Source organism: Rubrivirga halophila, assembly GCF_046845755.1.
Taxonomy (GTDB): domain Bacteria; phylum Bacteroidota; class Rhodothermia; order Rhodothermales; family Rubricoccaceae; genus Rubrivirga.
Map to the genome: position 1 here is coordinate 53807 of NZ_CP177357.1, position 24580 is coordinate 78386.

At 75.7% G+C, this 24580-nt stretch carries 18 protein-coding genes and 1 tRNA gene; 9 read left to right on the forward strand and 10 right to left on the reverse strand.

Annotated elements, in window-relative coordinates:
- Positions 1 to 4 precede the first annotated feature (4 nt).
- The gene (locus ACLIRP_RS00235) at positions 5 to 841 is read right to left on the reverse strand and encodes an SdiA-regulated domain-containing protein (protein ID WP_412061941.1); all 837 of its coding nucleotides are present in this window, start codon (positions 839 to 841) and stop codon (positions 5 to 7) included.
- Positions 842 to 1183: 342 nt separating this feature from the next.
- On the opposite strand from ACLIRP_RS00235, the gene ACLIRP_RS00240 reads away from it, so the two are divergent.
- From ACLIRP_RS00240 to recD, 3 genes are all read left to right on the forward strand, one after another.
- Positions 1184 to 4414, forward strand: coding sequence for an exodeoxyribonuclease V subunit gamma (locus ACLIRP_RS00240; protein ID WP_412061942.1), 3231 nt, complete (start codon positions 1184 to 1186; stop codon positions 4412 to 4414).
- Between the two features lie 521 nt (positions 4415 to 4935).
- Complete coding sequence (gene recB, locus ACLIRP_RS00245) at positions 4936 to 8757, forward strand: exodeoxyribonuclease V subunit beta (RefSeq protein WP_412061943.1); 3822 nt, start codon at positions 4936 to 4938, stop codon at positions 8755 to 8757.
- Entirely contained in the window at positions 8750 to 10612 is a 1863-nt protein-coding gene (gene recD / locus ACLIRP_RS00250; protein WP_412061944.1) for an exodeoxyribonuclease V subunit alpha, read from the forward strand. The genes recB and recD overlap by 8 nt, the downstream gene beginning before the upstream one ends.
- A 43-nt stretch (positions 10613 to 10655) precedes the next feature.
- Here recD and ACLIRP_RS00255 read toward each other — a convergent pair.
- Positions 10656 to 10728, reverse strand: a tRNA-Gln gene (locus ACLIRP_RS00255).
- Between the two features lie 52 nt (positions 10729 to 10780).
- Positions 10781 to 11620, reverse strand: coding sequence for a lysophospholipid acyltransferase family protein (locus ACLIRP_RS00260; RefSeq protein WP_412061945.1), 840 nt, complete (start codon positions 11618 to 11620; stop codon positions 10781 to 10783).
- Between the two features lie 58 nt (positions 11621 to 11678).
- On the opposite strand from ACLIRP_RS00260, the gene ACLIRP_RS00265 reads away from it, so the two are divergent.
- From ACLIRP_RS00265 to ACLIRP_RS00275, 3 genes are all read left to right on the forward strand, one after another.
- Positions 11679 to 12338, forward strand: coding sequence for a hypothetical protein (locus ACLIRP_RS00265; protein WP_412061946.1), 660 nt, complete (start codon positions 11679 to 11681; stop codon positions 12336 to 12338).
- Between the two features lie 99 nt (positions 12339 to 12437).
- Positions 12438 to 12929 carry a metallophosphoesterase family protein gene (locus ACLIRP_RS00270; RefSeq protein ID WP_412061947.1) on the forward strand — a complete coding sequence of 164 codons (492 nt, stop codon included), beginning with the start codon at positions 12438 to 12440 and terminating at the stop codon, positions 12927 to 12929.
- A gap of 177 nt (positions 12930 to 13106) precedes the next feature.
- On the forward strand, positions 13107 to 14624 hold the full coding sequence (locus ACLIRP_RS00275) for a PP2C family protein-serine/threonine phosphatase (RefSeq protein WP_412061948.1): 1518 nt from the start codon (positions 13107 to 13109) through the stop codon (positions 14622 to 14624).
- A 47-nt stretch (positions 14625 to 14671) separates the two neighbouring features.
- Here ACLIRP_RS00275 and ACLIRP_RS00280 read toward each other — a convergent pair whose 3' ends face one another.
- The 5 genes from ACLIRP_RS00280 to ACLIRP_RS00300 form a co-directional block, all read right to left on the reverse strand.
- Complete coding sequence (locus tag ACLIRP_RS00280) at positions 14672 to 15334, reverse strand: response regulator (RefSeq protein ID WP_412061949.1); 663 nt, start codon at positions 15332 to 15334, stop codon at positions 14672 to 14674.
- Between the two features lie 6 nt (positions 15335 to 15340).
- A complete protein-coding gene (locus tag ACLIRP_RS00285; RefSeq protein WP_412061950.1) occupies positions 15341 to 16930 on the reverse strand; it encodes a PAS domain S-box protein in 1590 nt (529 codons plus the stop codon).
- 45 nt (positions 16931 to 16975) lie between these two features.
- Positions 16976 to 18169, reverse strand: coding sequence for a universal stress protein (locus ACLIRP_RS00290; protein WP_412061951.1), 1194 nt, complete (start codon positions 18167 to 18169; stop codon positions 16976 to 16978).
- Positions 18170 to 18195: 26 nt separating this feature from the next.
- Entirely contained in the window at positions 18196 to 19089 is an 894-nt protein-coding gene (locus ACLIRP_RS00295) for a universal stress protein (protein WP_412061952.1), read from the reverse strand.
- A gap of 111 nt (positions 19090 to 19200) precedes the next feature.
- Positions 19201 to 20130: a universal stress protein gene (locus ACLIRP_RS00300; RefSeq protein WP_412061953.1), complete on the reverse strand. Its 930-nt coding sequence runs from the start codon at positions 20128 to 20130 to the stop codon at positions 19201 to 19203.
- A 221-nt stretch (positions 20131 to 20351) separates the two neighbouring features.
- Between ACLIRP_RS00300 and ACLIRP_RS00305 the strand changes: the two genes are divergently transcribed.
- The 3 genes from ACLIRP_RS00305 to ACLIRP_RS00315 are packed head-to-tail and all read left to right on the forward strand — an operon-like array spanning position 20352 to position 23287.
- Complete coding sequence (locus ACLIRP_RS00305) at positions 20352 to 21383, forward strand: Acg family FMN-binding oxidoreductase (RefSeq protein ID WP_412061954.1); 1032 nt, start codon at positions 20352 to 20354, stop codon at positions 21381 to 21383.
- A gap of 7 nt (positions 21384 to 21390) precedes the next feature.
- Entirely contained in the window at positions 21391 to 22317 is a 927-nt protein-coding gene (locus tag ACLIRP_RS00310) for a universal stress protein (RefSeq protein ID WP_412061955.1), read from the forward strand.
- 4 nt (positions 22318 to 22321) lie between these two features.
- A complete protein-coding gene (locus ACLIRP_RS00315) occupies positions 22322 to 23287 on the forward strand; it encodes an Acg family FMN-binding oxidoreductase (RefSeq protein ID WP_412061956.1) in 966 nt (321 codons plus the stop codon).
- Positions 23288 to 23409: 122 nt separating this feature from the next.
- Here ACLIRP_RS00315 and ACLIRP_RS00320 read toward each other — a convergent pair whose 3' ends face one another.
- Together ACLIRP_RS00320 and ACLIRP_RS00325 are read right to left on the reverse strand one after the other, a co-directional pair.
- Complete coding sequence (locus ACLIRP_RS00320; RefSeq protein ID WP_412061957.1) at positions 23410 to 23748, reverse strand: rhodanese-like domain-containing protein; 339 nt, start codon at positions 23746 to 23748, stop codon at positions 23410 to 23412.
- A gap of 8 nt (positions 23749 to 23756) precedes the next feature.
- A complete protein-coding gene (locus ACLIRP_RS00325) occupies positions 23757 to 24551 on the reverse strand; it encodes a sulfite exporter TauE/SafE family protein (RefSeq protein ID WP_412061958.1) in 795 nt (264 codons plus the stop codon).
- Between the last annotated feature and the right edge of the window lie 29 nt (positions 24552 to 24580).

Sequence of the window (24580 nt, forward strand, 5' to 3'; positions counted from 1 at the left end):
CCGGCTAGGGAGCCGTCGGCGTGTAGCGGAGCAGGGTGGCCGTGCCGGCGCCGCCTTCGCTGGCGACGTAGAGCGTGCCGTCGTCGGCGAACGCGAGCCCCTCGGGCTGGCGCGCGAACTCGGCGGGCAGGTCGGTCACGGCAACGAGCGTGCCGTCGCGGTCGACGACGGCGATGGCGCGGCGGACGGACGAGAGCACGTAGATCTGGCCCGAGCTCGGGTGGACGGCGATCGCCGACGGGCGGAAGTTGACGTCGGAATCAACGTCGGCGCGGGCGAGCGCGAAGACAGGGCGTTCGGAGACGGTCTCGGTCGCGAGGTCGAAGGCGTAGACGGCGCGGGCGTCGTCGATGTCGGGCCCGGGCCACTCCTTGCAGGCGATCAGCAGACGGTCGCCGACGGGGTCGTAGGCGAGCCCCTCCGTGTCGTTCCGCGAGCGGAGGGCGGTCTCCACCTTGCGGACGGCCGGGACGCCGACGCTGTCGCGGAAGACGCGGTACACGTCGCCGTCGCTGCGGAGCGCCCACACGGCGCGGTCCGGGACGAGCGCGAGCCCCTCGAAGTCGCCGGCGCCCTCGAAGGGGAGTCGGTCGACGATGGTGCCGGTCGCGGGGTCGATCTCGTAGATGGTGCCCTCCTCGTCCTGCACGGCGCCGAGGCGGCCGCTGGGCAAGACCGTCAGGCCCGAGACCTCGTTCAGCTCGGCCGGCAGGTCCACGACGGCATCGGGCGCGTCGAGGCGGTACTCCAGCGGCGCCACGTCCTCGGGGTCGACGGACGGGCGGGGCGCCTCCGTGCAGGCGACGGCGGCGGCGAGGGCGAGGAGGGGGACGAGGCGCATGGCGGCGTCAACGCGGGGCGGGCCGACGGGTTCATCCGCGCGCGCGCGCGCCCCGACGATCTTGCGGCATCTCCACCCGGCTTCGCGCGGGCGACCGCCGCCTTCTCGGCCCTCGCCCGCGGGGTCGTGGCCGAGGGCGGGCCTGCGTGGGGCACGAGAATAGGCCCTCCTTGCTCGCGCGCGGACGGCGCCTCCGTTGCCTCCGGCGGCCCGGAAATGTGCTGCTGACAGAGCTCCCCGAGGACCGGGCGCTGCAGGGGGTGGGATGGCGCCAGCAGGCTCGCGAGGGGGCAGGGCGCGGAGCCGGTGGGGCTAGATTCCACCCCGATCCTCTATTTGTCTGTGCCCGTGTCGTCCCCCGGTTTCCGCGTCGTCACGGCGCCGCGTCTGGAGCCGCTGTTCGCGCGGCTGGCGGGGACGCTGCGCGACGACCCGCTCGACCCGACGCTGCGCGAGACGATCCTGGTGGCCCAGAACGTGGGCCTGCGGAGCTGGCTGGGCCGCGAGCTGGCGCAGGCGCTGGGCGTGGCCGCGAGCCTGGACCTGAGCTCGCCGCGTGAGCTGGTGACGGGGCTGGCGCGGAGGCTCGACCGCGACACGGCGGCGCCCGAGGACGAGGCGCACCCGTTCGAGGCGGCCGGGCTGGCGTGGCGCATCCGCGCCATTCTCGACGACCTGCCCGGCGACGACGTGTGGGCGCCCGTCCGGGCCTACCTCGACCGGACCGCCAACCAGACGATGCCGCTGGCGACCCGGCTCGCGGCCCTCTTCGACGACTACCAGGTGTACCGCCCAGACGCGCTCGCGGGCTGGATTCAGGGCACGCCGCCACCGGCCGACTTCCCGCACGGGGCGTGGCAGGCCGCGCTGTGGCGCCAGCTCGTCGCCGAGTCGCCGGGCACGCGCGACCGCGCGAGTGAGATGCTGGCGCTGCTGGCGGCCCTGCGCGACTCGCCCGAGTCGCTCCGCGAGCACCTCCCGACGCGCATCGCCGTGTTCGGGGCCGGCTTGTTTCCGCCCGTCCACCTGCGCGCGCTCCACGCGCTGGCGCCGCACGTGCCGGTGACGGTCTATGCCGTGGCGCCGGGCGACGCGCGCAGGGCGACGCACGACCACCCGCTCCTGCGGGCGCTGGCCGGGCGGAGCCGCGACTACTGGTCGGTGTTGGGTGGGCTGGGCGGCGTAGAGCGCGAAGACGTCGTCTCGGAGGCGCCCCCGTCGACGTCGCTCGGCGGGCTGCAGGCGGCGCTCGCGAGCGACACGCGGCCCCCGGCGCCGGCGCCCGTCGACGCCACTATCCGCATCCACGACTGCCACTCGGCGACGCGCGAGCTGGAGGCCCTGCGCGACACGTTGCTCGACGCCTTTGCCGAGGTCGAGGGCTTGCGGCCCAGCGACGTGTTGGTTCTCGTCCCGGACCTCGCCACGTACGCGCCGCTCGTCGACGCCGTGTTCGGGGCCGAGGACGCCGCGCCCCAGCTCCGGATTCCGTACCACGTGGTCGACCACCCGCACGCGCCGGCGCTGCGCGTGGTCGAGGCGTTTGGCCGGGCGCTCCGCCTGCACGACGGGCGCGTGACGGCTTCGGAGCTGCTCGACCTGTTGGGCACGCCCGCCATCCGCCGCGCCGCCGGGATCGACGAGCCCGAGCTGCCGCGCCTGCGCGCGTGGGCGACGAAGGCCGGGGTCTGCTGGGGGCTCACGGCCGAGCGGAAGGGCCGCTTCGGCGTGCCCGAGGACGACCTCCACACCTGGCGCTTCGGCTTGGATCGCCTGCTGCTCGGCGTGATGACCGGCGACGCCGGGGGCGACTTGGTCCTCGGCCACCTCCCGTGCGACGCGGCGACCGTCGACCCCGACCTGCTGGGCCGCTTTTGCGAGTGGGCCGAGGCCCTCTTCGCGTCGCTCGACGCCATCGACCGCCCGGCGCCGCTCGACGCGTGGCCCGGCCGCATCCTGACGTTCCTCGACGGCGTGTTCGATGCGCGCGAGGACGAGGAGCTGGCGGCGGTCGTCTTCCTGCGCGAGCAGGCGCTGGCGCTCGACCGCCTGCACGGCGTCGTCGGCGGGGACGGGGCCGTCTCGTTCCGCACCGTCCGCGCCCACCTCGACGGCGCCTCGGGCCGGTTCGAGCAGCGCGAGCCGTACCTCACGGGCAGGGTGACGGTCGCCCACCCGCTGGCGCTGCGCCACGCGCCGTTCCGCGTCGTGGCGATGCTCGGGCTCAACGACGGCGTGTGGCCCCGGCCCGAACAGCCCGCCGGGTTCGACCTGCTGGCGCACGCGCCCGAGCCCGGCGACGCGGCGCCGCGCGACCACGAAAAGCAGCTGTTCCTGGACGCCGTGATGGCCGCGCGCGACCGGCTGATCCTGAGCACCGTCGGGCGGAGCCAGAAGGACAACGCCGAGCGCGCGGCCTCGGTCTGCCTCGACGCCGTGCTCGACGCGGCGCGCCTGCACTGGGGCGACGACGCCGAGACGCTGGTGACCCGCCACCGCCTCCAGCCGTTCGCCGCCGAGTACTTCACGCCCGGCGGACCGCTCGCGAGCTACGCCCGCCAGCACCGCGTCCGGGGCGCCGACGCCGCGCCGCCCGCCGCCTTCCTCGACCCGGCCCGCCGGCTCTCCCCACCCGACGCGCCCGCCGCCGACACGCTGACGCTGCGCGACCTGGCCGACGCCTGGGTCAACCCCAGCCGCCACGTCGTCCGCCGCCGCCTGCGTGTCTCGCTCGACCTCGACGACGACGCGCTCCACGACGACGAGCCGGTCGTGCTCGACGCCCTGGAGCGCTACCACCTGCGCGCGGCCGTGCTCGAAGGCCTGCTCGACGGGCTCGACGACGCCACGCTCGCGACGCGCGTCGAGCGGAGCGGACGGCTGCCCGCCGGCGCGCCCGGCGCCTCGTGGCTGCGGCGCGCGCTCGACGAGGCCCGCCCCGTCGCCGACGCCGTCCGCCGCTGGGGCCCGACCGAGCCGCTCGCCGTCGACGTCGACGCGGGCGAGGTGCGGCTCGTGGGCACGTTGGATCGGGTGGGAGACAAGGGCGGGCTGCTCGTCCGGGCGGGCAAGGTGCGCGGCAAGCACACCGTCCAGGCCTGGGTCGACCACCTCGCGCTGTGCGCCACGCGGCCCGGCATCACGTGCTCGCTCGGCGTCGACGACACGGCGGTCCACTTTGCGCCGGTCGGCGCCGACGACGCGCGCCGGCTGCTGGCGTCGCTGGTGCAGGGCTACCGCAAGAACGAGTCGCGCTCGCTGCCTCTCTACGAGAAGGCGGCCGAGGCGTACGTCGGCGCGCTGAGCCGGTCGTCGTGGGAGGACTTCACGGCGCGCGTGCTGAACCGGGGCGCGGCGCAGAAGCCGTTCGAGCCCCACGACGGCGCCATGCGCAAGGCCCGCCGCCAGTTCTCGGACGCCTGGAACGACTTTACCGACGACGCCGACGCCTACGTCGCGCTGGCGACGCGCGGCCGCCCCGACCCCTTCGAGCCGGAGGCGCACTTTGCCAAGTGGGCGCTCTGCCTGTGGGCGCCGCTGTTGACCTACAAGCGCGCGGGGGTGCCCGAATGAGCCAGCGCGATCTTTTTGGAATGGGGGTCGGGGACGGCGGACCGAGGACGGCGGACCACGGGACGGACGATGGGGACGCTGCACAAGCGGACGGGCTGGCGCAAGCCTCCGACTCTGTCATCCTGAGCGCAGTGAAGGATCTCGACGCGAGCCCTCTCGCTGGCGATGACCGGAGTCAAGAGCATGAGACCTCGGCGTTGAGATCCTTCGCTGGCGCTCAGGATGACATGACTGGGGGTGTGGAGGAGGTTGGCGACGCCTCGCCAACGACGTCCCCTCTCCCCTCGGGAGAGGGGCAGGGTGAAGGTGTGCCGAGCGAAACCGAGGGTAGAAAGACCGCGCTTGCGGATTCGTCGTCGCCAGCAGTCGACCCGGTCGCCGAGGCCGCCCCCCCTCACCCCACCCCTCTCCCCCCCGAGGGGGAGAGGGGGACACTCGGCGCGGCGTCATCGCCAGCCGGTGAGGCCGCCGCTGGTGCCAGTACACCGGCCGATTCTAAAAAAGACCGCCAGCCGGGAGACGTGCCGCCGTTCGAGTATTGGGCCACGCCCGTCGAGCCGGGGCGGACGCTCGTCGAGGCCAGCGCGGGGACCGGCAAGACGTTCGCCATCGCCGGGCTCGTGGTCCGCCTCGTGCTCGACGGCGACTGGCTGGTGACCGCGCCCGGCGGGCTGCCCGACCTGCGGCGGCTCCTCGTGGTCACGTTCACGAAGGCGGCGACCGAGGAGCTGCGGACTCGGATCCGGCGCGCGCTCCGCGTGGCCCTCGCGGTCGCCCAGGACGAGCCCATCGCCGAGACCTCGGCGCTCGCCGGCGACCTCCCGCTCGTGGCGCCGCTCGCCGACCTGCTGGCGCGAGCGGGGGCCGAGGACCGGCTGCTGGCGGCGCTCGACCGTGTCGACGAGGCGGGCGTGTTCACGATCCACGGGTTCTGCCAGCGGATCCTGAAGCAGGCCGCGTTCGAGAGCGGGACGCCGTTCGAGATGGACTTTGTGGAGGACTCCGACAGCGACGCCCTGCGCGCCCGCGCGAGTGCCGATGCCTGGGCGCGGCTCACGCACGACGATGCCCTGCTCGCGGCGCTCGCCGTCACGCGCGGCCGGACGCCCGACGCGCTCGTCCAGCACCACCGCGCGACCGCCGGCTTCCCGTCGATCCGCATTCTGCCCGAGGCGCCGACGCTCGCGGAGGCACGCGAGGCCCTCGCCGCCGCCCAAGCGGCGCTCGCGAGCGCCTGGTCGCCCGGCGCCGTGTGGGCGGCGGTCGACGGCGTCGAGTGGAACAAGGACGCCCCGCTCGACGGGCCCGGCGCGGATGCGCTCGTGGCTCGCGTCACCGCCTTCGCGACGGGCGCCGACCCAGACGCCGTCGCGGCGGTCGAGGCGTGCACGACGGAGGCGGTCTACAAGGCAGGGAAGAAGGCGGGGCAGGCGCGGAAGGACGCGCTCAAGGCGGCCTCGCTGGCGCCGCCGTTCCGGGCGTGCGCGGCGGTGATCGAGGCGGTCGAGGCCGTCGAGCGGGCGTTTACGCGGGCGTTCGTGATCGAGGTCGGCGAGCGGATCGACGCCATCAAGGAGCGCCGCGGGCAGCTCACCTTCAACGACCTCATCACCCGGCTCCACGCCGCGCTCCACTCCGACGACACCGGGGCCGTCCTCGCGGCCGGCATCCGCCGCCAGTTCGCCGTCGCCCTCATCGACGAGTTCCAGGACACCGACCCGCTCCAGTACGCCATCTTCCGGACCGCCTTCGAGGGCTGCCCGCTGTACTTCGTCGGCGACCCGAAGCAGGCCATCTACGCCTTCCGCGGCGCGGACGTGCACGCCTACCTCGGCGCCCAGCGTGAGGCCACGCGGCGCTTTACCCTCGGCACGAACTGGCGGAGCACGGCCGGGTTGGTCGACGCCGTCAACCGCGTCTTTGCCGGGCCCGAGCGGGCGTTCCTGTTCGACGGCATCCCGTTCCGCCCCGTCGCCGCCTCGCCGTCGTCGGCGCCCGTGTTGGACGACGGCGACTTGCCGCCGCTCGTCTGGTGGCCGATGCCGGGGGAGGAGGACCGCGTGCCCAGCAAGACCGCCGCGAGCGCGACCATCCCGCCGATCGTGGCGACCGAGATCCGGCGCCTGCTGACCGAGGCCCGGATGCGCGACGGCGACGGAAGTCGCGCGCTCCGCCCCGGCGAGATCGCCGTGCTCGTCCCGTCGAAGTACGAGATCCAGGCCATCCAAGCGGCGCTCCAAGAGCTCGGCATCCCGGCCGTCGTCTCGAAGGCGCACGACGTGCGCGAGAGCCCCCAGATCGCCGACCTCGAACTGATTCTGCGCGCCGTGCTCCGCCCCGACGACGAGCGCTCGCTGCGGGCCGCGCTCGCGACCGAGACGTGGGGCTGGTCCGCCGACGAGATCGCCGCGCTCGACGACGACCCGGGCCGCGCGTCCAAGCTGGCGTCGCGCTTGCGGTCGTGGCAGACGGCGTGGCGGCGCCACGGCGTGCTCCACGTGCTGACCGACCTCCAGCAGCGCGAGGGCGTCCTGGAGCGCCTGCTCGCGTACCCCGACGGCGAGCGCCGGGTGACGAACCTGCGCCACGCCGCCGAGCTGCTCCACGAGGTCGAGGCCGGCGGCGACCGCTCGCCCGAGGACCTCAGCCACTGGCTCCGCCACCGGACCGAGCAGGCGCTCCCGTCGCGCGAGATGAAGGAGGTCCGCCTCGAGCGCGACGACGACGCGGTTCAGATCACAACGCACCACAACGCGAAGGGGCTCGAGTACGAGGTCGTCTTCTTGCCGTACCTGTGGTCGCTCAGCCAGCGCGACTACCAGCAGCAGGAGACTGTGCTGGCGCGGACCGAGGCGGGCGTCGTCTACGACCTGGGCTCGCCAGAGGCCGCTGAGATGGAGCGGCTCCGACAGGTCGACAACCTGGCCGAGCACGTCCGCAAGGCGTACGTCGCGCTGACACGCGCGCGCGAGCGGTGCTACGTGGTCTGGGGCGCCGTCAACTCCAGCCGGACGCGGCTCGACGCGCTCTCCGGGCTAGGCTACTTGCTGAACGGCCACGAGGCGGCGTTCGGCGACGGGCTGGCGGCGCACGTCGAGGCGGCCCGCAAGCAGGCGGCGGGGCCGGGCGTGCTCGCGGCCGCGCGCGCGCTCGACGACACCGGGGCGGTCTCGCGCGTGGTCGACCCGCCCGAGCCCGACGGCCGGCGGCTGGCGACGCCGCCCGCGCCGGAGGTGACGCTCGCGGCCCGGGCGATGACCGACGCCGGGCGCGAGCGCGTCGGCGACGCGTGGCGCCGCGCCAGCTTTAGCGCGTGGTCGCGGAGCGCCCACGCCGACACCGACGTGTCCACACTCGCGGCGTCGGACGAGGCCGACGAGGAGACGGCGCGGACCGACGTGATCCCGACGGGCCTGCACGCCTTTGCCGCTGGGACCGGGCCGGGGACCTGCCTCCACGGTGTCCTGCAGCACGCCGACTGGCGCGAGGGTGACGAGGCCGCGCTCGCGGTCGAGCGCAACAAGGAGACCGTCGCGCAGTGGCTGGCGACGTACGGGCTGGCTCGGCGGGGCCGCCCGCACCGCGCCCCGCTCGACCCCGCCGCCGAGGTGCTCGCGATGCTCGGCCGCGTCGCCCAAGCCCCCCTCTTCCGCGACGCCGAGGGTGGCCCGCTCCGCCTGGCCGACGCGGACGCGCGGATGCCCGAGTGGAGCTTTTCCGTTCCGCTCGGCCGGGTCGCCCCCCGCGCCTTGGCCGCCGCTTTCCGCGAGCACGGCACGGCCCCCTTCGGCGCCGACTACGCCGACGCCATTGCGAGCCTCAGCCGCGACGCCGTCGACGGCCTGATGGTCGGCGAGATCGACCTCGTGGCCCGCGCCGACGGCCGGTGGTGGGTGGTGGATTGGAAAAGCAACCGCCTCGGCGACGACGCGGCGGCGTACACACCGCATGCGCTCGCGGCGACGATGCACGGCCACCACTACGGCCTGCAACTCCACCTCTACCTCTACGGCCTGCACCGTTTTCTGGACTCGCGCCTCGCCGACTACGCCTACGACACGCACATCGGCGGTGCGACGTACGCCTTCCTGCGCGGGCTGGCGGGGGAGGACGACGGACCGCGGACGGCGGACGACGGGTCGGCGCAAGCAGGGGGGCTGGCGCAAGCCATTGAATCAGCGCAAGCCACTCCAATGACGTCCCCTCTCCCCCTGGGAGAGGGACAGGGTGAGGGTGCACCGAGCAGCCCGCCTTCTGGCGCCGCCGCCGCCGGCCTCATCCACCACCGCCCGTCCGCCGCCCTCATCGCCGCGCTCGACGCCCTCCTCGCACCCGATGCGTAGGCTGCCCCCCGACACCGTCCGCGCGCTCGACGCGCTCGCCGAGGCCGAGGCCGTCGCGCCCATCGACCTCGCGCTGGCGCGGCTCGTCGCCGGGCTCGACGCCGAGCACGCCGACGCCGACCCGGCGCGGCAGCGAACGCTCGCGCTCTCGGCCGCCCTCGTCTCGCGCGAGACGCGCGACGGGCACAGCGCCGTCGACCTCGCCGCGCACGCCGGCCACGCCTTCCCCGAGGACGAACACGCGCGTGCCGTTTTTCGAGGCGTCCCCGAGATGCCCGCGCTCGACGTATGGCGCGCGCACCTCGCCGCCAGCCCGACCGTCGGCGGTGCCGACACGTCGTGCCCGCTCGTCCTCGTCGGCGACCACCTCGCGCTCCGCCGCCACTGGGACGCCGAGCGCCGCGTCGCGCGCGCGATCACCGACCGGCTGGCGGCAAGCGACGAGCCGCCGACAGCGGCCGCCCGCGCCGCGCTCGCGCGCCTCTTCCCGCCCCGCGCCGACGGCGCGCTCGATCGGCAGGCGCTCGCCGCCGCCGCCGCGCTCCGCCAGCGGGCGCTGTTTGTGGCTGGTGGGCCCGGCACGGGCAAGACGTACACCGCCGCCCGCCTGCTGGCGCTGGTCTTGGCCGAGCGGCCCGCCGCGCGCGTCGCGCTCGCGGCGCCGACGGGCAAGGCCGCCTCGCGGCTGAGCGAGAGCGTCGAGGCGCGCGTCGCCGAGCTGCCCGCCGACCTCGGCGGAGCCGTCCCGACCGCCGCCGTCACGCTCCACAAGTTGCTCGGTGCGCACCCCGAGCGGTCCGGCTTCCGCCACGACGCCCGCGCCCCGTTGCCCCACGACATCGTCCTCGTCGACGAGGGCTCGATGGTCGACCTCGCCCTGTTCGACGCCCTGCTCGCGGCCCTGCGCCCCGACGCGCGGCTGATCGTGCTCGGCGACCCGGACCAGCTTCCGCCCGTCGGCGTCGGGACCACGTTCTCGGACGTCGTGTCCGAAGGGGCGGGCCCGGCGCCGCCCGCGCTCGCAGCGTTCTGCGCCGACCTGGGGCTGGCCGACGTCCCCTCGTCGCCGACCGCGTCCCGGCTGGCGGGCGCCGTCGTCGAACTGACGGAGTCGCGCCGGTTTACCGCCGACTCAGACGTGGGCACGTTCGCGGTCGCCGTCCGCGACGGCGAGGCGGCGGCGGCGGTCGAGGCGCTCCGCCAGCGGCCCGCGCTCGATCTGGTGGAGGGCGACCCGGCCGGCTCGGCGCTCGCGTGGGCGCTCCCGCTCGCGCGCGAGACGGTCGCGGCGGCGACGCCCGAGGCCGCGCTGGCGGTGCTGGAGCGGTTCCGGCTGCTGGCGGCGGTCCGCCGGGGGCCGCGCGGGGTCGAGGGCCTCAACGGCGCCATCGAGCAGGCGCTCCGCGACGAGCGGCTCGTCCGGTGGAGCCCGTACGGCCCGCGCGTCTACCCCGGCCGCCCCGTGCTCGTCACCGTCAACGACCGCGACACCGACCTGCGCAACGGCGACGTGGGCGTGTGCTGGGGGCGCGGCGGCGACCGCCGCGTCGTGTTCGGCCCGGACAAAGAGGTGGCGTGGGCCCGGATGCCGGCGCACGAGCCCGCATGGGCGCTGACGGTCCACAAGAGCCAGGGCTCGGAGTTCGACGCCGTCGGCGTGGTCCTGCCTGAGCCGGGGACGCGCGGGGCCACCCTCGTCACGCGCGAGCTGCTGTACACGGCGGCGACGCGGGCCAAGCGGTCCGTGACCGTGTTCGGCGCGGCCGACGAGGTGGCGCTGGCGGTGGAGACACGCCAGCGGCGGGCGTCGGGGCTGGCGGCGCGGCTCGCGGATGCGGCGGGCGGCACGGCCTGAACGCGAAACGGCTCCGAGGCGGGTGCCTCAGAGCCGTTCGGTGTTGCCCGACAAGGAATCGAACCTTGAACCTCCAGATCCAGAAACTGGCGCTCTGCCAATTGAGCTATCGGGCATCGTCCACGCCGAGCGCGGAACGTCCAAGCTAGGGACTCTGGGGGGCAGGGATCAACCGCCCGTGCCGGGTCGGGGCTCCACAACGGTGCTCTTCGCCCGCTCTTCGCCCGGTCCGCCCGTCTCGGGCGCCGGGGGCGGCAGCAGGAGCTGGTCGACGCTCTCGGCCGGCACCTCGCGCCACGCCGCGATGTGGTCGATGATCTGCTGGCGGACGCGGTCGCGGAGCTCGGGGAGGTCGGCCTCGGTGAGCCCGGCGGTGGGGACCGGCGGCAGCACGTCGAGCCGGACGTCGGCGCGCGAGAACTGCCAGCCGTGCTTGGGGAGCGCGTCCATGGTGCCGTCGAGCGCGAGCGGGAGGATGGGGACGCCCGCCGCGATCGCCAGCCGGAACGCGCCGTCGTGGAACGTCTTGACGCGGCCGTCGCGCGAGCGCGTGCCCTCGGCGAAGAACATCACCGACGTGCCGTGCTCGAGCTTGCGCTGGGCCCGGAGCAGCACGGTCCCCCGGCTCACGGGGTCCTTGCGGTCGACCGGGATGTCGCCCGCCAGCCGCATCAGCCAGCCCATGAACGGGAGGTCGAACAGCTCCTTTTTGCCGACCCACTTCATCTCCCACGGCAGCAGCGACACGACCGGGATGTCGGCCATCGACTGGTGGTTGCTGACGACCACGAACGGGTGGTCGAGCGTCGTCGGGTCGACGCCGCCGACGGCGATGTGCCACGCGGGGTTGAAGCGCGTCACCCAGCTGCCCATCACGCGGAACGTCCGCCCGGTCCGAACCTGGGTCGGCGTCCAGTCGAAGAGCCGGATGAGGAGCATCGTCGGCAGCGCCAGCAGCACCACGACGACGATCAGGACCCAGGTGAGGGCGGAGGAGACGGCTTTCATCGGGGCGCACGGGCGGTCGAGGGGGGGAACGTCGCACCGCGCGCGACGATTCCCCGGCATGGACATCGTGAAAGTCTTTGTCGACGAGCCGGTCGGGCTCGAGGCCCTCGTCCCGGACGACCAGCCCGACGCGCGGCGCCGCGACGCGCCCGCGCCGACGCTGGAGGCGTTCCTCGCGCGCGCGCCCGAGCCGTACGCCCGCGCGTATCTCGCGGGCACATCGTTGGGCGAGACCCGCCGGGTCGGGCTGACGGCGCTCGCCGACGCCGAGGCGTGGGTGCAACCGCTGCTGGCGTGGGCGGGCGGGCGAGGCTGGACCGCGCTCGCGGTCACTGGCACGGCTCACGGGCTGATCGACGCCGAGGCCGCCGTGGCCCTGCGCCGCGCCGACGTCCTCGCGCTGGCGGTCGGGCCCGTCCCGCTCGACGCGCTTGTGGCCGCCGCCGACGGCGAGCGCCGCGACCGGCTCGACGCCCTCCGCGCCGTGCTCGACGCGGGCGCCGCCGCCTTTTTCCCCGAGCCGGCCTTCGACGGCAAGGACTGGAGCCTGTTCGCGCACGCGCCGCTCCACGCCCCGCTTGCGGAGGCCTTCCGCCAGCACCCCGCGCCCCACGTGCGACGACTGCTCGCCCCGTTCCGCCGCGCGCGCGGCGAGCACCGCTTTTACCTCGAGCAGTGGGCCCTCAATGACTTACCGGACTGGGTCGAGGAGGTGTAGGACAGGGGAGAGGGGACGGGAGATCGGGCTGAATTCGGCCGGAGCCCCGCGCAGGGCTCGGGGCGCAGGGATCTTCCCGGTCCCCAACCCCGCCTCGCCTTGCGCCTCGGCATCGTCTCAGACACCCACGGCTACTACCACCCCGAGCTCGACGACGTGTTCGCCGACGTCGACATGATCTTGCACGCGGGCGACGTGGGGCCCGTCGAGGTCGTCCACCGCCTCGAACGGCTCGCGCCCGTCGTCGGCGTCTACGGGAACGTGGACGGGCCGCCGGTGCGGGGGCACTTCGAGGAGCACGTCAAGCTCCGCGTGGGCGGCGTGCGGCTGTGGATGACGCACATCGGCGGGCGGCCGGGGCGGTGGGCCAAGGGCATCGGGCCCGCGCTCCGGGCCGACCCGCCGGACCTGTTCGTGTGCGGCCACAGCCACATCCTGCGCGTCGAGCGCGTCCCGGCGCTCCGCCGGATGCTGTACCTCAACCCCGGCGCGGCCGGCCGCCAGGGCTTCCACCAGGTCAAGACCTGCGTCCGGCTGACCGTCGAGGACGGGGCGATGAGCCAGGCCGAGGTGATCCACCTGGAGCCGTAGCGTCGCGCTCGCGAGCAGGCGCGCTCCGCGCTTGCGCCAGCCGGCCCTCTGCGCCACCTTCCCGAACCCCACACCTCGCCCCACCTGGCCTCTCTCGCCCCCCTCGGCGCCGTCGACGACCCCATCGACGCCACGCGCACCCTCGACGACCCGCTCGGCGCGCTCGTGCTGGCGCTGATGAGCCGCCTGCTGGCGGCGCGCGCGGTCGCGGCGCTGGCCGAGGGCGACGGGCTCCGCGTGGCCGTCGCGAAGGGCACGGCCGGGCTGGCCGTTGGGGACTCGGTAGATGAGGCGCGGCTGGCGACCGACTTCCCGCTCGTCGTCGAGCTGCGCCACGGCGGGCGGCGGTTCGGGGTCGTCGGCGTGGGGCCGCGGCTGGGCGGCGCGAGCTACGGGCCGGCCGAAGAGGGGCTCGCGCGGTCGCTGGCGAACGCGACGGCGGCGGCGCTGGCCGCGCGGCAGTCGGCCGAGGCGCTCGTCGGGGCCAACCGCGCGCTCGCGGCGCGCGCGCACGGGCTGCGGACGCTGCTCGAGCTGGCGCAGACGTTCGGGCAGGCGCTCGACCGCGAGGCGATTGCCGGCCAGATCGCGCGGTCGCTGATGGGCCAGCTCCTCGTCCCCCGCGTCGCCGTGGCCCTGTGCAACGACGACGACGGCCCGCTGGAGACCGTCTTGGTGCGCGGCTGCCAGGCGCCCGAGGTGCCCCGCGCGCTCGCCCGGCTGGCGCGCCCCGCCGTCATCGACGACCCCGCCCTCGCCGAGACGTGGCGCTGGGCCGTCCCGCTCCGCGCCGGCGACGTGACGCGCGGGGCCGTCGTGCTCGGCGCGCCGTTCGGGACCCCGCCCGACTGGGCTCCGGACCGTGACACGTCGGACTTCGTGGCGGCGCTCGCGGCGCTCGCCGTCGGCGCCTTCGAGACGGCCGACCGCGTGGAGGAGCGGCTCGACCGCGAGCGGCTGCGCGAGGAGGTCCGGCTGGCGCGCGAAGTGCAGGCGCGGCTCCTGCCCGAGACGCTGCCCGCGATCCCGGGCCTCGACCTCGCCGCGCGCTGGCAGCCGAGCCACGAGGTCTCGGGCGACACGTACTACGCCGCCGACGTCGGGGGCCGGCTGCTCGTGGCCGTGGCGGACGTCGTCGGCAAGGGGATCGGGGCGTCGCTGCTGATGGCGACGCTGCAGGCGGGCTTCCGGCTTGCCGAGCCCGACCTCGCAGGGGACGACCCCGCCGCCGCACTCGTCGCCGCGACCGGCCGCCTGGACCGGCTCGTGTTCGACTCGACCGAGGTCCACCAGTTCGTGACGCTCGCGTGGGCCGTCGTCGCGCCCGACGGCGCCGTCGTGTCGGTCGTCGCCGGCCACCCGCCGCCCCGCATCGTCCGCGCCGACGGCCGCGTCGAGGCGCTGACGACCGGCGGGCCGCTCCTCGGGGTCGTCCCGGGCGCCGCCTTCGAGGCGGGCACGGCCCGGCTCGCGCCCGGCGACGCGCTCGTCCTGTACACCGACGGCGTGACCGAGGCGCAGGACGCCGACGGCGAGGAACTGGGGCCCGAAGGCCTGGACCGCCGGCTCGCGCCCGCCGACACGGCCGAGGCCGCCGTCACGGCCGTCGAGTCGCTCGTGGAGAAGTGGAGCGCCGGGGCGCCCGAGGTCGCCGAGGACGACGACCTGACGGTACTAGTGGTTCAGAAGGCGTAGATCGGAAGGACGCAGGGGCGTCCCGTGCCAGACACGGCGGCCCGCACCTAGGCCCCCTCGCGGCCGGCGCCCTCGCCCTCGACCCAGGCCACGGCGTGCTTCATCAGCTCCGTCCCGTTCGCCAGCCCCAGCTTCGCCTTCAGCCGCGACCGGTAGCTCTCGACCGTCTTGACCGACAGGTGCAGCCGCTCCGAGATCTCGCGCGTCGGGATCCCCCGGCCCGTCATCTCGAACACCTCCAGCTCGCGGTCACTCAGCACCTCGAGCGGCGTCTGCATCCCCGTCTTGACGCCGGACGCCGCGCCGAAGAGCATCTTGTCCTTGAGGTCTTCGGACAGGTGGATCCCGCCCCGGAGCACGCGCCGGATCGCCGTCACGATCTGGTCGCCGGCCGCCAGCTTCGAGACGTAGCCGCGCGCGCCGGCCCGGACCGAGCGCTCGGCGTAGAGCTCCTCGTCGTGGCGCGAGATCACCAGCACCGGCAGGTCGGGGTGGAGCGTCAGCAGGTTCTTGAGCAGCTCGAGCCCGTTCATGCCGGGCAGCGAGATGTCGGTGATGACGAGGTCCGGGGCGATGTCGTCGAACACGGCGAGCGCCTCCTCGGCGTCGCCGACCTGGCCGGCCACCTCGAGGTCGGGCTCGGCCTCGATCGTCATGGCGATGCCCTGGCGCAGGAGCGGGTGGTCGTCGATGAGCAGGATGCGGGTCATGGCGAGCTAAACGGAGAAGCCGGTCCCGCGGAGGGGGACCGTGCAGGTGACGATCGTGCCGCCGCGCGCGCCCGAGCGGATGTCGAGCGCGCCGCCGGCGAGGTGGGCGCGGTAGTGCATGATGCGCAGGCCCATGCCGCGGTGGTCGACCGGCCGGGCGGGCGCGGCGACCCCGGGGTCGAGCGTGTCGTCGCCCGGGGCGTCGGGCGCGAAGGCCCCGCCCCCGTGGAGGGTGCCGCCGAACCCGACCCCGTCGTCCTCGACGCGGAGGCGGAGGCGCTCGGCGCCACGGACGAGGTGGACGGAGATGGCGGCGGCGCGGCCGTGCTGGACGGCGTTCGAGACGGCCTCCTGGGCGATCCAGTACAGGTTCGAGGCCGCGTCGGGCGTCAGCGCGGAGGCCTCGGCCGGGCCCGAGCCGTCGGTCGCCGCCGTCACCGCGACGCCGTAGAGCGCCGCCGCGCGCTCGGCGAGCCGGCCGAGGGCCGCTTCGAGCCCGTTCTGCTCCAGCTCGACCGGCACGAGCGACCGCGCCAGCCCGCGCGCGTGGGCGTCGGCCCCATCGAGCATCTCGACGATCTGGCGGGCATCAGCGGCCGCGCCCGAGCCCTCGGCGTCGAGCGTCCGCGCGAGGTTGCGGACGAACAGGCCGATGGCCGTCAGCTCCTGGCCGAGCCCGTCGTGGAGGTCCTGCCCGATCCGGCGGCGCTCGGCCTCGGCGATCCGGAGCACCTCGCGCTCCAGCAGGCGGCGCTCCGAGATGTCGCGCACGAACCCGGTAAAGAGCCGCCGCCCGCCCGGCAGCGACACCTCGCTCACGGCCAGGTCCATGGGGAACGTCGCCCCGGACTTGCGGCGGCCGACGACCTCGCGGCCGATCCCGATGATCCGGCGGACGCCCGTCGTCCGGTAGGCCTCGAGGTAGCCGTCGTGCTCGGAGTGGTAGGGCTCGGGCATGAGCACGGTCACGTTCTGCCCGATGACCTCGTCGGCGGCGTACTCGAAGATGCGCGCCGCGCCGGGGTTGTACGACTCGATGGTCCCGCGCTCGTCGATGGTGAGCACGCCGTCGACCGTGGTCTCAAGGACGGCGAGGGCGCGGGCCTGGCTCTCGTCGAGCGCGTGGCGCGTGTCGTCGAGCGCGAACCGGGCGTGGAGCGCGGCGGCGGCGGCGAGCAGGAAGGCCCGGGCGTCGGGCCCGAACGCCCGGGCGTCCGGCGGCAGCACCGCCAGCAGCGCGAGCGGCCGGTGCGTGGTCCCGATGCGGACGGCCAGCCCGCCGCCGACGCCGGTCGCCGCCAGCGCGTCGGGGACCGGCGCCAGCGGCACGCAGGCGGGCCCCCGGAGCGCCTCGAGGAGCGCGCCCTCGACGGGGATCGGCCCCGGAGAGGCCCACCCGGCGGTGGCGTCGGAGACGAGGCCCCCGGTGTCGGGGTCGACCGCGAACAGGGCGGCCGGGGCGCCGAGCGCGTCCGCGACGATCATCGCCTCGGTGCGGCCCGTCGCGTCGGCCTCGCCGAAGCCGGCCTGCGCCAGCTCGCGCAGGGCGAGCTCGGCGAGCGGGACGGCCAGGGCGGGCGGGAGCGTGTGCGGCACGGGCAGGGGAGACGGGCAGGGCAAGCTAGCGGCCCCGCTCCAGGCTCAGGCGGGGGCGAGCGCGCCGATGGTCAGGCGCTCGCGCGCGCCGTCGGTGCGGACCACCTCGATGACGTGGGGCCCGGGGCCCGCGCCGAGCGCCAGCGCGTCGGCCTCCCACGCCCCGCCGTCGGCGCGGACCGCGAACGGGCGCACCACGTGGTGGCCGCCGCTGGCGACGAGCACCTCGACGGCGTCGTCGCGCTCGTCGAAGGTGAGGCCCACGAGCGGCACGTCGCGGTACACGACGCCCTCGGCGTCCGGCGAGACGACCTCGACGGTGACCGCGTGCGGCCCGTCGGCGACGAGCGCCGACAGCCGGTCGAAGAGGGCGGGCCAGTCATCAGCGGGGACCGCCGCCAGCCCGTCGCTCGCCGACCACGGCGGCCGGGCCTCGGCGCGCAGCGTCAGCACGGGGCACGGCGCCTGGCGGACGACCAGCTCGGCGACGGACCCCAGCAGCCAGCGGCTCAGGCCGCGCCGGCCGTGGCTGGCCTGCACGATCACGCTCGCGCCGTGCTCGGTCGCTGCCTCGACGATGGACCGCGCCGCTGGCCCGCCCCGGACCTCCGTCGCGATGGGGACCGCGTCTCCGACGGCTTCTACCCAGCGCGCCAGCGCCTCGCGGGCACGGTCGCGGACCTCGGACTGGGTGAGGGGGTCGAAGGCGACCGCGTACGGCGCCGGGATGACGACTGGCTCGATCACGTGGAGGGCGACGACGCCCACGCCCCGGCTCTGGGCCACGGCCACGGCCGCCTCCAGCGCGACGTCCGACGACGACTCGAACGCGAGCGGCGCCAGCACCGGCCCGCCCCGGTCGTGCGCCTCGGGGCCGACGGTGAGCACGGGGCACGGCGACCGCCGCAGGACGCCCTCGGCCGTCGAGCCCAGCGACCACCGCTGCCAGCCCGACCGCCCGTGCGTCCCGACGACGACGAGGTCGGCGCCGATCTCCGCGGCGTAGTCGACGATGGCCGACTCCGCCGAGGGCGCATACCGGACGGTCTCGACCACGCCCGGGCTCCGCGTCTCGGAGGTCGCCGTTTGGCGCAGGTCGCCGGCGGGCGGGACGAGGTCGACGCGGAGCACGTGGAGCGTGGCGCCGTGGCGGGCGGCCAGGGCGTCGGCGTGGGCGCGGGCGGCGGCGGCGATCGGCGAGCCGTCGTCGGCGAGGAGGATCGTGTGCAGGGTCATCATGGCAGGAGCCGGAAAGGACGGCAGGATCAAGAAAGGGCAGAGTGGACGGGCCGGGGCATCCGCACGGCCTCGGTGAGGGTGAGCACGGGGCACGGCGACCGCCGCAACGTGCTCGCGGCGACGCTCCCAACGAGCCACGCCAGGCCGGTGCGCCCGTGCGTCCCGATGACGATGGCGCCGGCCCCGCGCTCGGCGGCGAGCGCAGCGATCACGCGGCCCGGCGCCCCGAGGCCGGCGTGGACGTCGGCCGGCGCCGGGTCCGGGCCCTGCGCGGCGAACCGCCACAGCCGCTCGCGGACCGAGTCCGCCGCCGTCGGGTCCACGTCGGACAGCGACAGCACGCCGGGCGCGATGGGCGGGTACGGGCCGCCGTCGCGGATCACGTGGACGAGCTCGACCGGCGCGCCCGTCCACCCGGCGAGGGCGTGGGCGGCCGACAGCGCCGCCCGGCTGCGCCCAGAGAAGTCGACGGCGACGAGAATCGGCGCGGTGGGGGCGAGCGCGGGCGCGGCGCCGTCGGGAACGGCGAGCACGGGGCACGGCGCGCTCGCGATGCAGGCCTCGGCCACGCTCCCCAGCAGCAGCCGCCTCAGGCCGGACCGCCCGTGCGTCCCGACCACCAACAGGCCGGCGCGCTCGCGCTGGGTGTAGCCGGCGAGGGCCGTCGTCGCCGACGTGTGCCGCGTGACGGCAACCGACGCGTCGGGCCGCCCGAGCGTCGCCGCGAGCCGCTCCAGCCGCAGCCGGAGCGCGCTCGACGGGACGGTGCCCGGCGCCGCCCCGCCGCCGTCGGAGCGGAACAGGACGTCGGCGTGGACGAGGTGGAGGGGAGTGCCCGCGCGAGCGGCGAGCGCCGCCGCCAGCGCGGCGGCGCGCTCGGAGCCGGGCGAGAAATCGACGGCGGCAACGATGGGGGACATGGAGGGGGAGTCGTGGAGCCCCTAGGATCTGCGATGGGGCGGACGGCGCGTGCCGGGCCGAGTCGGCCATGCGGGGTGCGGCGCACGCGCTCCGGCGTGCGGGGGCGCGCCCTACACGGCGGGCGCCGGCTCGGCCAGGCGGTAGCTCTGCTCGTCGACGGTCGCCGGGCCGTCCCCGACCGAGCGGCGGGCGACCCACACCGGGCACGGCGCCCGGCGCGCGACGCCCTCGGCGACGCTCCCGAGCAGCCGGTCCAGAACGGGCCGGTCGCCGTGGGGGCCGACGACGAGGAGCTCGCTCCCCAGCGCCTCGGCCACCTGCGCCAGCGTCCGCGCCGCCTTCCCTCGCTCGACGTAGAGCGCGGTCTCGGGCCCCGCCTCGGTCGTCTGGGCCAGCTGGCGGAGCGCCTCGTGCGCCCGGCCGAGCACCTGGGGCGCCAGGTCGACGACGGTCTCGTCCATCCAGCGCACCGGGTGCGGGAACGGCTCGACGACGTGGACGAGGTCCAGCCCGACGCCGAGCGCCCCCGCCAGCCGCTGCCCCAGGCGGACGAGCGACGGCGACGCGCCCGAAAAGTCGACGGCGACGAGGACGCGGCCGGACACGGTCGGCGGCGCGGCGCCAGCAGGGACCACGACGACATCGGCCGGCGCCGTCTGAACGATCTCGCTGGCGACACTCCCGAGGGCCGCTCGCGAGCCGCGATCCCCGCTCTCGCCGACCACGATCACGTCGGCCCCGATCTGCTCGGCATACGCCGCGATCTCGATCGCGGGCGCGTTGCCCCGGACGACGGCCGGGTGCGCGCCGTCGCCGACGGCGGCCGCCAGCGCGGCATGCGCGCGCGTGTTCTCTCCCGCCTCTTCCTCGGCCGCCGTCCGGCCCTCCCCGGGCGTCTCGAAGGGCCCGGCGTCGGGCCACGACAGCACGTGGAGCACGTGGAGCGGGGCGCCGGTCGCCTCGGCCAGCTGGCGGGCAAGGGCGACGGCACGCGCCGCGCATGGCGAAAAGTCGGTCGGGACGAGGATCGGGGCGGGCACGGCGGGGGCAGGGGGGCGGGCCCTCAAGCTGGCGCGCGCCAGCGCGCGAGGCCGACGGGCCCGGGCACGGCGCGCCGACGGGACCGGCCCCACGGTGGCCGGGGCGTGTGGGGCGATCCCCCGCGGCCCGCGTCGGGACCGGGCGGCACGCAACCGCGACGGGCCCCGGCGTGGCGCGCCCTCGCGAGCCGGTAGGCTGCCCACACGCCGCCCCCGACCCCATGCCGACCGCCGCCCCGCCCCGCCCCCGCGCCGTCACCGACGCCGACTTCCCCAGCGGCCCGCCTGAGGCCCAGCTCGAGGCGATGCTCAACTGGGCCGTGCTGGCGCCGAGCGTGCTCAACACGCAGCCGTGGCGGTTCCGCGTGGTGCCCGGCCCCGCCGGCCCGCGCGCCGAGGTCTCCGTCGACCGCGCCCGCGTCGTGAGGAGCGTCGACCCCGAGGGGCGCGAGGCCGTCATCTCGTGCGGCGCGGCGCTGTTGACGCTGCGGCTGGCGGCCCGCCACTTCGGCTTCGTCCCCGACGTGCACCTCGCCGGCCCGGACGCTGCGCCGGACCTGGTCGGGACGGTGCGGCTGGAGGGTGCGGCGCGGCCGACGGCGGCCGAGGAGGCGCTGTTTCGCGCCATCAAGCTGCGGCACACGAATCGTGACCCGTTTGCCGACCTGCCCGTCCCGGTCGGGCTGCTCGCGCGCCTTCAGGGCGCCGCCCGCGCCGAGGGCGCCCGGCTTCACGTCGTCACGTCGGTGTCCGAAAAAGGCGCGCTCGCGGACCTGGTCGCCGAGGCCATCCTCGAACAGGGGGACGACCCCGCGATGGTCGCCGACCTCCGGGCGTGGCTCCGGCCCGTAGGGGACACGCGCCCCGACGGCGTCCCCGACGACGTGCAGGGCGGCTGGGACCGCCTCAGCTACCTCCACACCGAGGCCCGGTTCGTGGCCGCCCAGACGCGCCGCTTGGCCGCGATGGCCCCGGCGCTCCTCGTCATCGCCACGCCGGGCGACAGTCGCGCCGACCGCGCCCGGGCCGGGCAGGCGCTCCAGCGCGTCCTGCTCTTGGCCGCCCTCGACGGGCTCGCCGCCAGCTACTTCAACCAGCCGACGAAGGTGGCCCGCCTCCGCCCCGAGGTCTCCGCCGTCGCGGGCGTCGGGCAGGCCCAGGTGGTGTTCCGCCTCGGGACGCCGATCGAAGCCCAGGGCACCCCTCGCCGTCCCGTTCCCTCCGTCGTCGAGCCCGACGACGCCATTCGCTGACCCCGCCATGCGCCCCATCGAGACCATCCTCTTCCCGACCGACTTCTCGGCCTGTGCCGAGAGCGCCTACCGCCACGCGGCCTACCTCGCCGACCGCCTCGGCGCCACGCTCCATGTGCTCCACGTGGTCGAGGACGAGGCCGCGCCCGAGCGCGACTGGCCCGAGGGCACCGGCTCGCTCCGGATCTCCGCCGCCGACATCGCCGCCGACCTCGGCCTGCCCGAGTCGGAGCTCGACGCCGACGGCGTCGACGTGCCGCTGGTCGAGACCGAGGTCGTCGGCCGGGACGCGGCGACGGCCATCTTGGACCACGCGTACGACGAGGAGGTCGGGCTCATCGTGATGGGCACGCACGGGCGGCGCGGCTGGCGGCGTGGCACGCTCGGGAGCGTCGCCGAGGCCGTCACGCGCCGGGCGCCGTGCCCGGTCCTGACCGTGCGCCCCGACGGGGCCGACCGCGCGTGGCCGCCGCGCCGGATCCTGCTGGCGCTTGCCGCCGACGCCGTCGACACGGGCGCGCTGCCGCCCGCCGGGCGCTGGGCCGTGCGGCTCGCCGCCGCGTACGGCGCCCCGCTCGACCTCGTCCACGTCGCCAGCCCCATCGCCGAGGCCGTCGGCGAGGACGAGGTGGCCGAGCGCGTGCTCGAGGGCCTGGCAGACCGCTTGCGCGCCGCGCCCCATTCCGTGGCCGACGTGCGCGTCCACGTCGTCGCCGGCGACCCAGCCACGTCCATCCGCGCGCTCGCGCACCGCACGCACGCGCACCTCGTCGTGGTGGGGACGCACGCCCGGACCGGCGTCGGGCGGGCGCTGATTGGCAGCGTCGCCGAGGAGGTCGCCCGGACCGCCCCCTGCCCCGTCCTCACCGTCCGCGACGTCTTGGCCGGCGACGGCGCCGAGGTCGACGCCGCCCGTACCGACGCTCACGCCTGATCCCATGCTCGCCTCTCTCCTCACGCCGGTCGACACCGCGCGCCTGCTCGCCTTCGTCGCCGACGCCTCGCGCGCGCCGAGCGTCTTGAACACGCAGCCCTGGCGCTTCCGCCTGACGGAGGGCGTCGTCGACCTCTTCGCCGACCGCGACCGCCAGCTCCCGGCGCTCGACCCCGCCGGCCGCGAGCTGACCCTCAGCTGCGGCGCCGCGCTCGCGGGCCTGCGCACGGCCGCGAGCCACGACGGCCTCGACGCCCGGTTCGAGCTGTTCCCCGACGCCTCCGACCCGGACTGGCTGGCGCGCGTCGTCTTCGAGCCCGCCCCGCGCCCGCTCGACGACCGCCGGCTCCGCGCGCTCCGCTCGCGCCGGACGCACCGCGGCGACTTCGCCGACGAGCCCGTCGCCCCGACGGCCCTGGCGACGCTCGCCCGTGCGGCGGGGCCCGACGTGTGGCTCGCGGTCGTCACCACGGCTGACGAGAAGGAGCCCATCGCGGACCTGGTCGAGGAGGCCACGCGCGCGCTCGGCCAGCACCCGACGCGGCTGATCGACGTCCGCGCCTGGCTCCGCGTCGACGGCGACCCGCGCCCGGACGGCGTCCGCGACCGGGACCAGGGCGAGGGCGACCGGCTGGCGACCGTGCGGACGACCTCGGCCGCCGTGGGACGGCACAAGGCCGACATCCTGCGCCAGGCGCCCGCCGTGCTCGTGCTCGGCACCGCCGACGACGCGCCCGAGACGTGGCTCCGCGCCGGCATCGCGCTCGGCGACCTGCTGATCGCGGCGGCCGACCTCGGGCTGGCGGTGTCGTATGCGAACGAGCCCGTCGAGATGGGCGGTGCGTTCCGCCGTCGGCTCGGCGCACTCGTGGGGGGTGCCTGGCCGCAACTCGTCCTGCGCCTGGGCCGCCCGGCCGACGACCCCGCCGGCCGCCGCCGTCCCTTGCGCGACATCGCCGAGGTGGCCTGAGGAGGACTTGGTCCGTCGTGCTCGGACGGCGTTGCCCGTCAGAGATAAGAGGAGGGGAGGGCAGGAGGCGTTCAGGCACCCCCTCTTCTCTATGCGCCCCTTCCTCTTCTCGCGTTTCTCGGCTACGCCGTCTCGGCCCCGGCCTTCGCCAGCGCGTCGAAGCCGCCGACGTTGAGCGCGCCCGCGTGGCCGAGCTTCTTGAGGGCGCCCGCGGCGTTCCCCGACCGGTTGCCCGAGCGGCAGTACAGGTAGATCGGGCCGTCCTCGGGGAGGTCCATCGCCTGGACGCGCTCGAGGAAGTCCGGCGCCATCACGTCGACGTTGACGGAGCCCGCGAGATGGCCCTGGGCGTACTCGGCCGGCGTGCGGACATCGAGGAGCGGGGCCGACGGGTCGCGCTGGGCGACGTAGTCGGCGGGGGAGAGGTCGGAGGAGGACATGAGGCGGGAGAGGAAGGACATGGAGGGTACTACGGGGTGAGGAGGGCGGTGGCGAAGACGGCGGGCGCCTCGTTGTACAGGATGAAGATGCCCATGACGACCAGGAAGACGGCGAAGCCGCGCTTGAGCTGGGCCTGAGGCACGCGCTGGCTGAGCGCGTTGCCCACGAACGAGCCCGCGATCCCGATCGCCGCGAAGATCCCGATGAGCCCCCAGTCGACGTGGAGGCCCGTCTCGGCGAGCACGTCGGTGTACTTCCAGAACCCGGCAGCGCTCTTGGCCGCGATGATGAGGAGGCTCGTCCCGACGGCCATCCGCATCGAGAGCCCGCCCAGGAGCACAAGCGCCGGGACGATGAGGAACCCCCCGCCGACGCCGACGAGCCCGGTGAGGACGCCGACGATCAGCCCCTCGACTGCGATGAGCCACAACGGCTGGCGCGCATGGGGCTCGCCGCCCCGCGCCTCGAGGTCCTTTTTGCCCCGGAGCATGAGCCCGGCCGCCAGGATCATCACTATGGCGAAGAGCGCGAGCTGGACCGCGCCGGGGATCCACTTGGCGAGGGCCGCCCCGCCATACGTCCCGACGATGCCCGGCACGCCGAAGTACAGGACCGAGTGCCAGTCGACGAGCTTCTGCCGCGCGTACGGGACGGCGCCGACCGCCGCGATGGCCCCGACGATCGCCAGGCTCTCGGCAATCGCCACCTTGTCGGGCTGGCCGGCGAGGTAGACGAGGACCGGGACGGTCAGGATGGAGCCGCCGGAGCCGAGGAGGCCGAGGACCAGGCCGATGGCGACGGCGCCGAGGAGTGCGTAGAGCATGGGGGGGACGTAGGGGAGCGGCGAGGGCG

Coding starts and splice junctions, on each gene's coding strand:
- ACLIRP_RS00310 (WP_412061955.1), top strand. CDS start 21,391: ATGCGCCCCATCGAGACCATCCTCTTCCCGACCGACTTCTCGGCCTGT.
- ACLIRP_RS00315 (WP_412061956.1), top strand. CDS start 22,322: ATGCTCGCCTCTCTCCTCACGCCGGTCGACACCGCGCGCCTGCTCGCC.
- ACLIRP_RS00275 (WP_412061948.1), top strand. CDS start 13,107: ATGAGCCGCCTGCTGGCGGCGCGCGCGGTCGCGGCGCTGGCCGAGGGC.
- ACLIRP_RS00265 (WP_412061946.1), top strand. CDS start 11,679: ATGGACATCGTGAAAGTCTTTGTCGACGAGCCGGTCGGGCTCGAGGCC.
- ACLIRP_RS00290 (WP_412061951.1), bottom strand. CDS start 18,169: ATGATGACCCTGCACACGATCCTCCTCGCCGACGACGGCTCGCCGATC.
- recD (WP_412061944.1), top strand. CDS start 8,750: ATGCGTAGGCTGCCCCCCGACACCGTCCGCGCGCTCGACGCGCTCGCC.
- ACLIRP_RS00305 (WP_412061954.1), top strand. CDS start 20,352: ATGCCGACCGCCGCCCCGCCCCGCCCCCGCGCCGTCACCGACGCCGAC.
- ACLIRP_RS00325 (WP_412061958.1), bottom strand. CDS start 24,551: ATGCTCTACGCACTCCTCGGCGCCGTCGCCATCGGCCTGGTCCTCGGC.
- ACLIRP_RS00320 (WP_412061957.1), bottom strand. CDS start 23,748: ATGTCCTTCCTCTCCCGCCTCATGTCCTCCTCCGACCTCTCCCCCGCC.
- ACLIRP_RS00235 (WP_412061941.1), bottom strand. CDS start 841: ATGCGCCTCGTCCCCCTCCTCGCCCTCGCCGCCGCCGTCGCCTGCACG.
- ACLIRP_RS00295 (WP_412061952.1), bottom strand. CDS start 19,089: ATGTCCCCCATCGTTGCCGCCGTCGATTTCTCGCCCGGCTCCGAGCGC.
- ACLIRP_RS00280 (WP_412061949.1), bottom strand. CDS start 15,334: ATGACCCGCATCCTGCTCATCGACGACCACCCGCTCCTGCGCCAGGGC.
- ACLIRP_RS00260 (WP_412061945.1), bottom strand. CDS start 11,620: ATGAAAGCCGTCTCCTCCGCCCTCACCTGGGTCCTGATCGTCGTCGTG.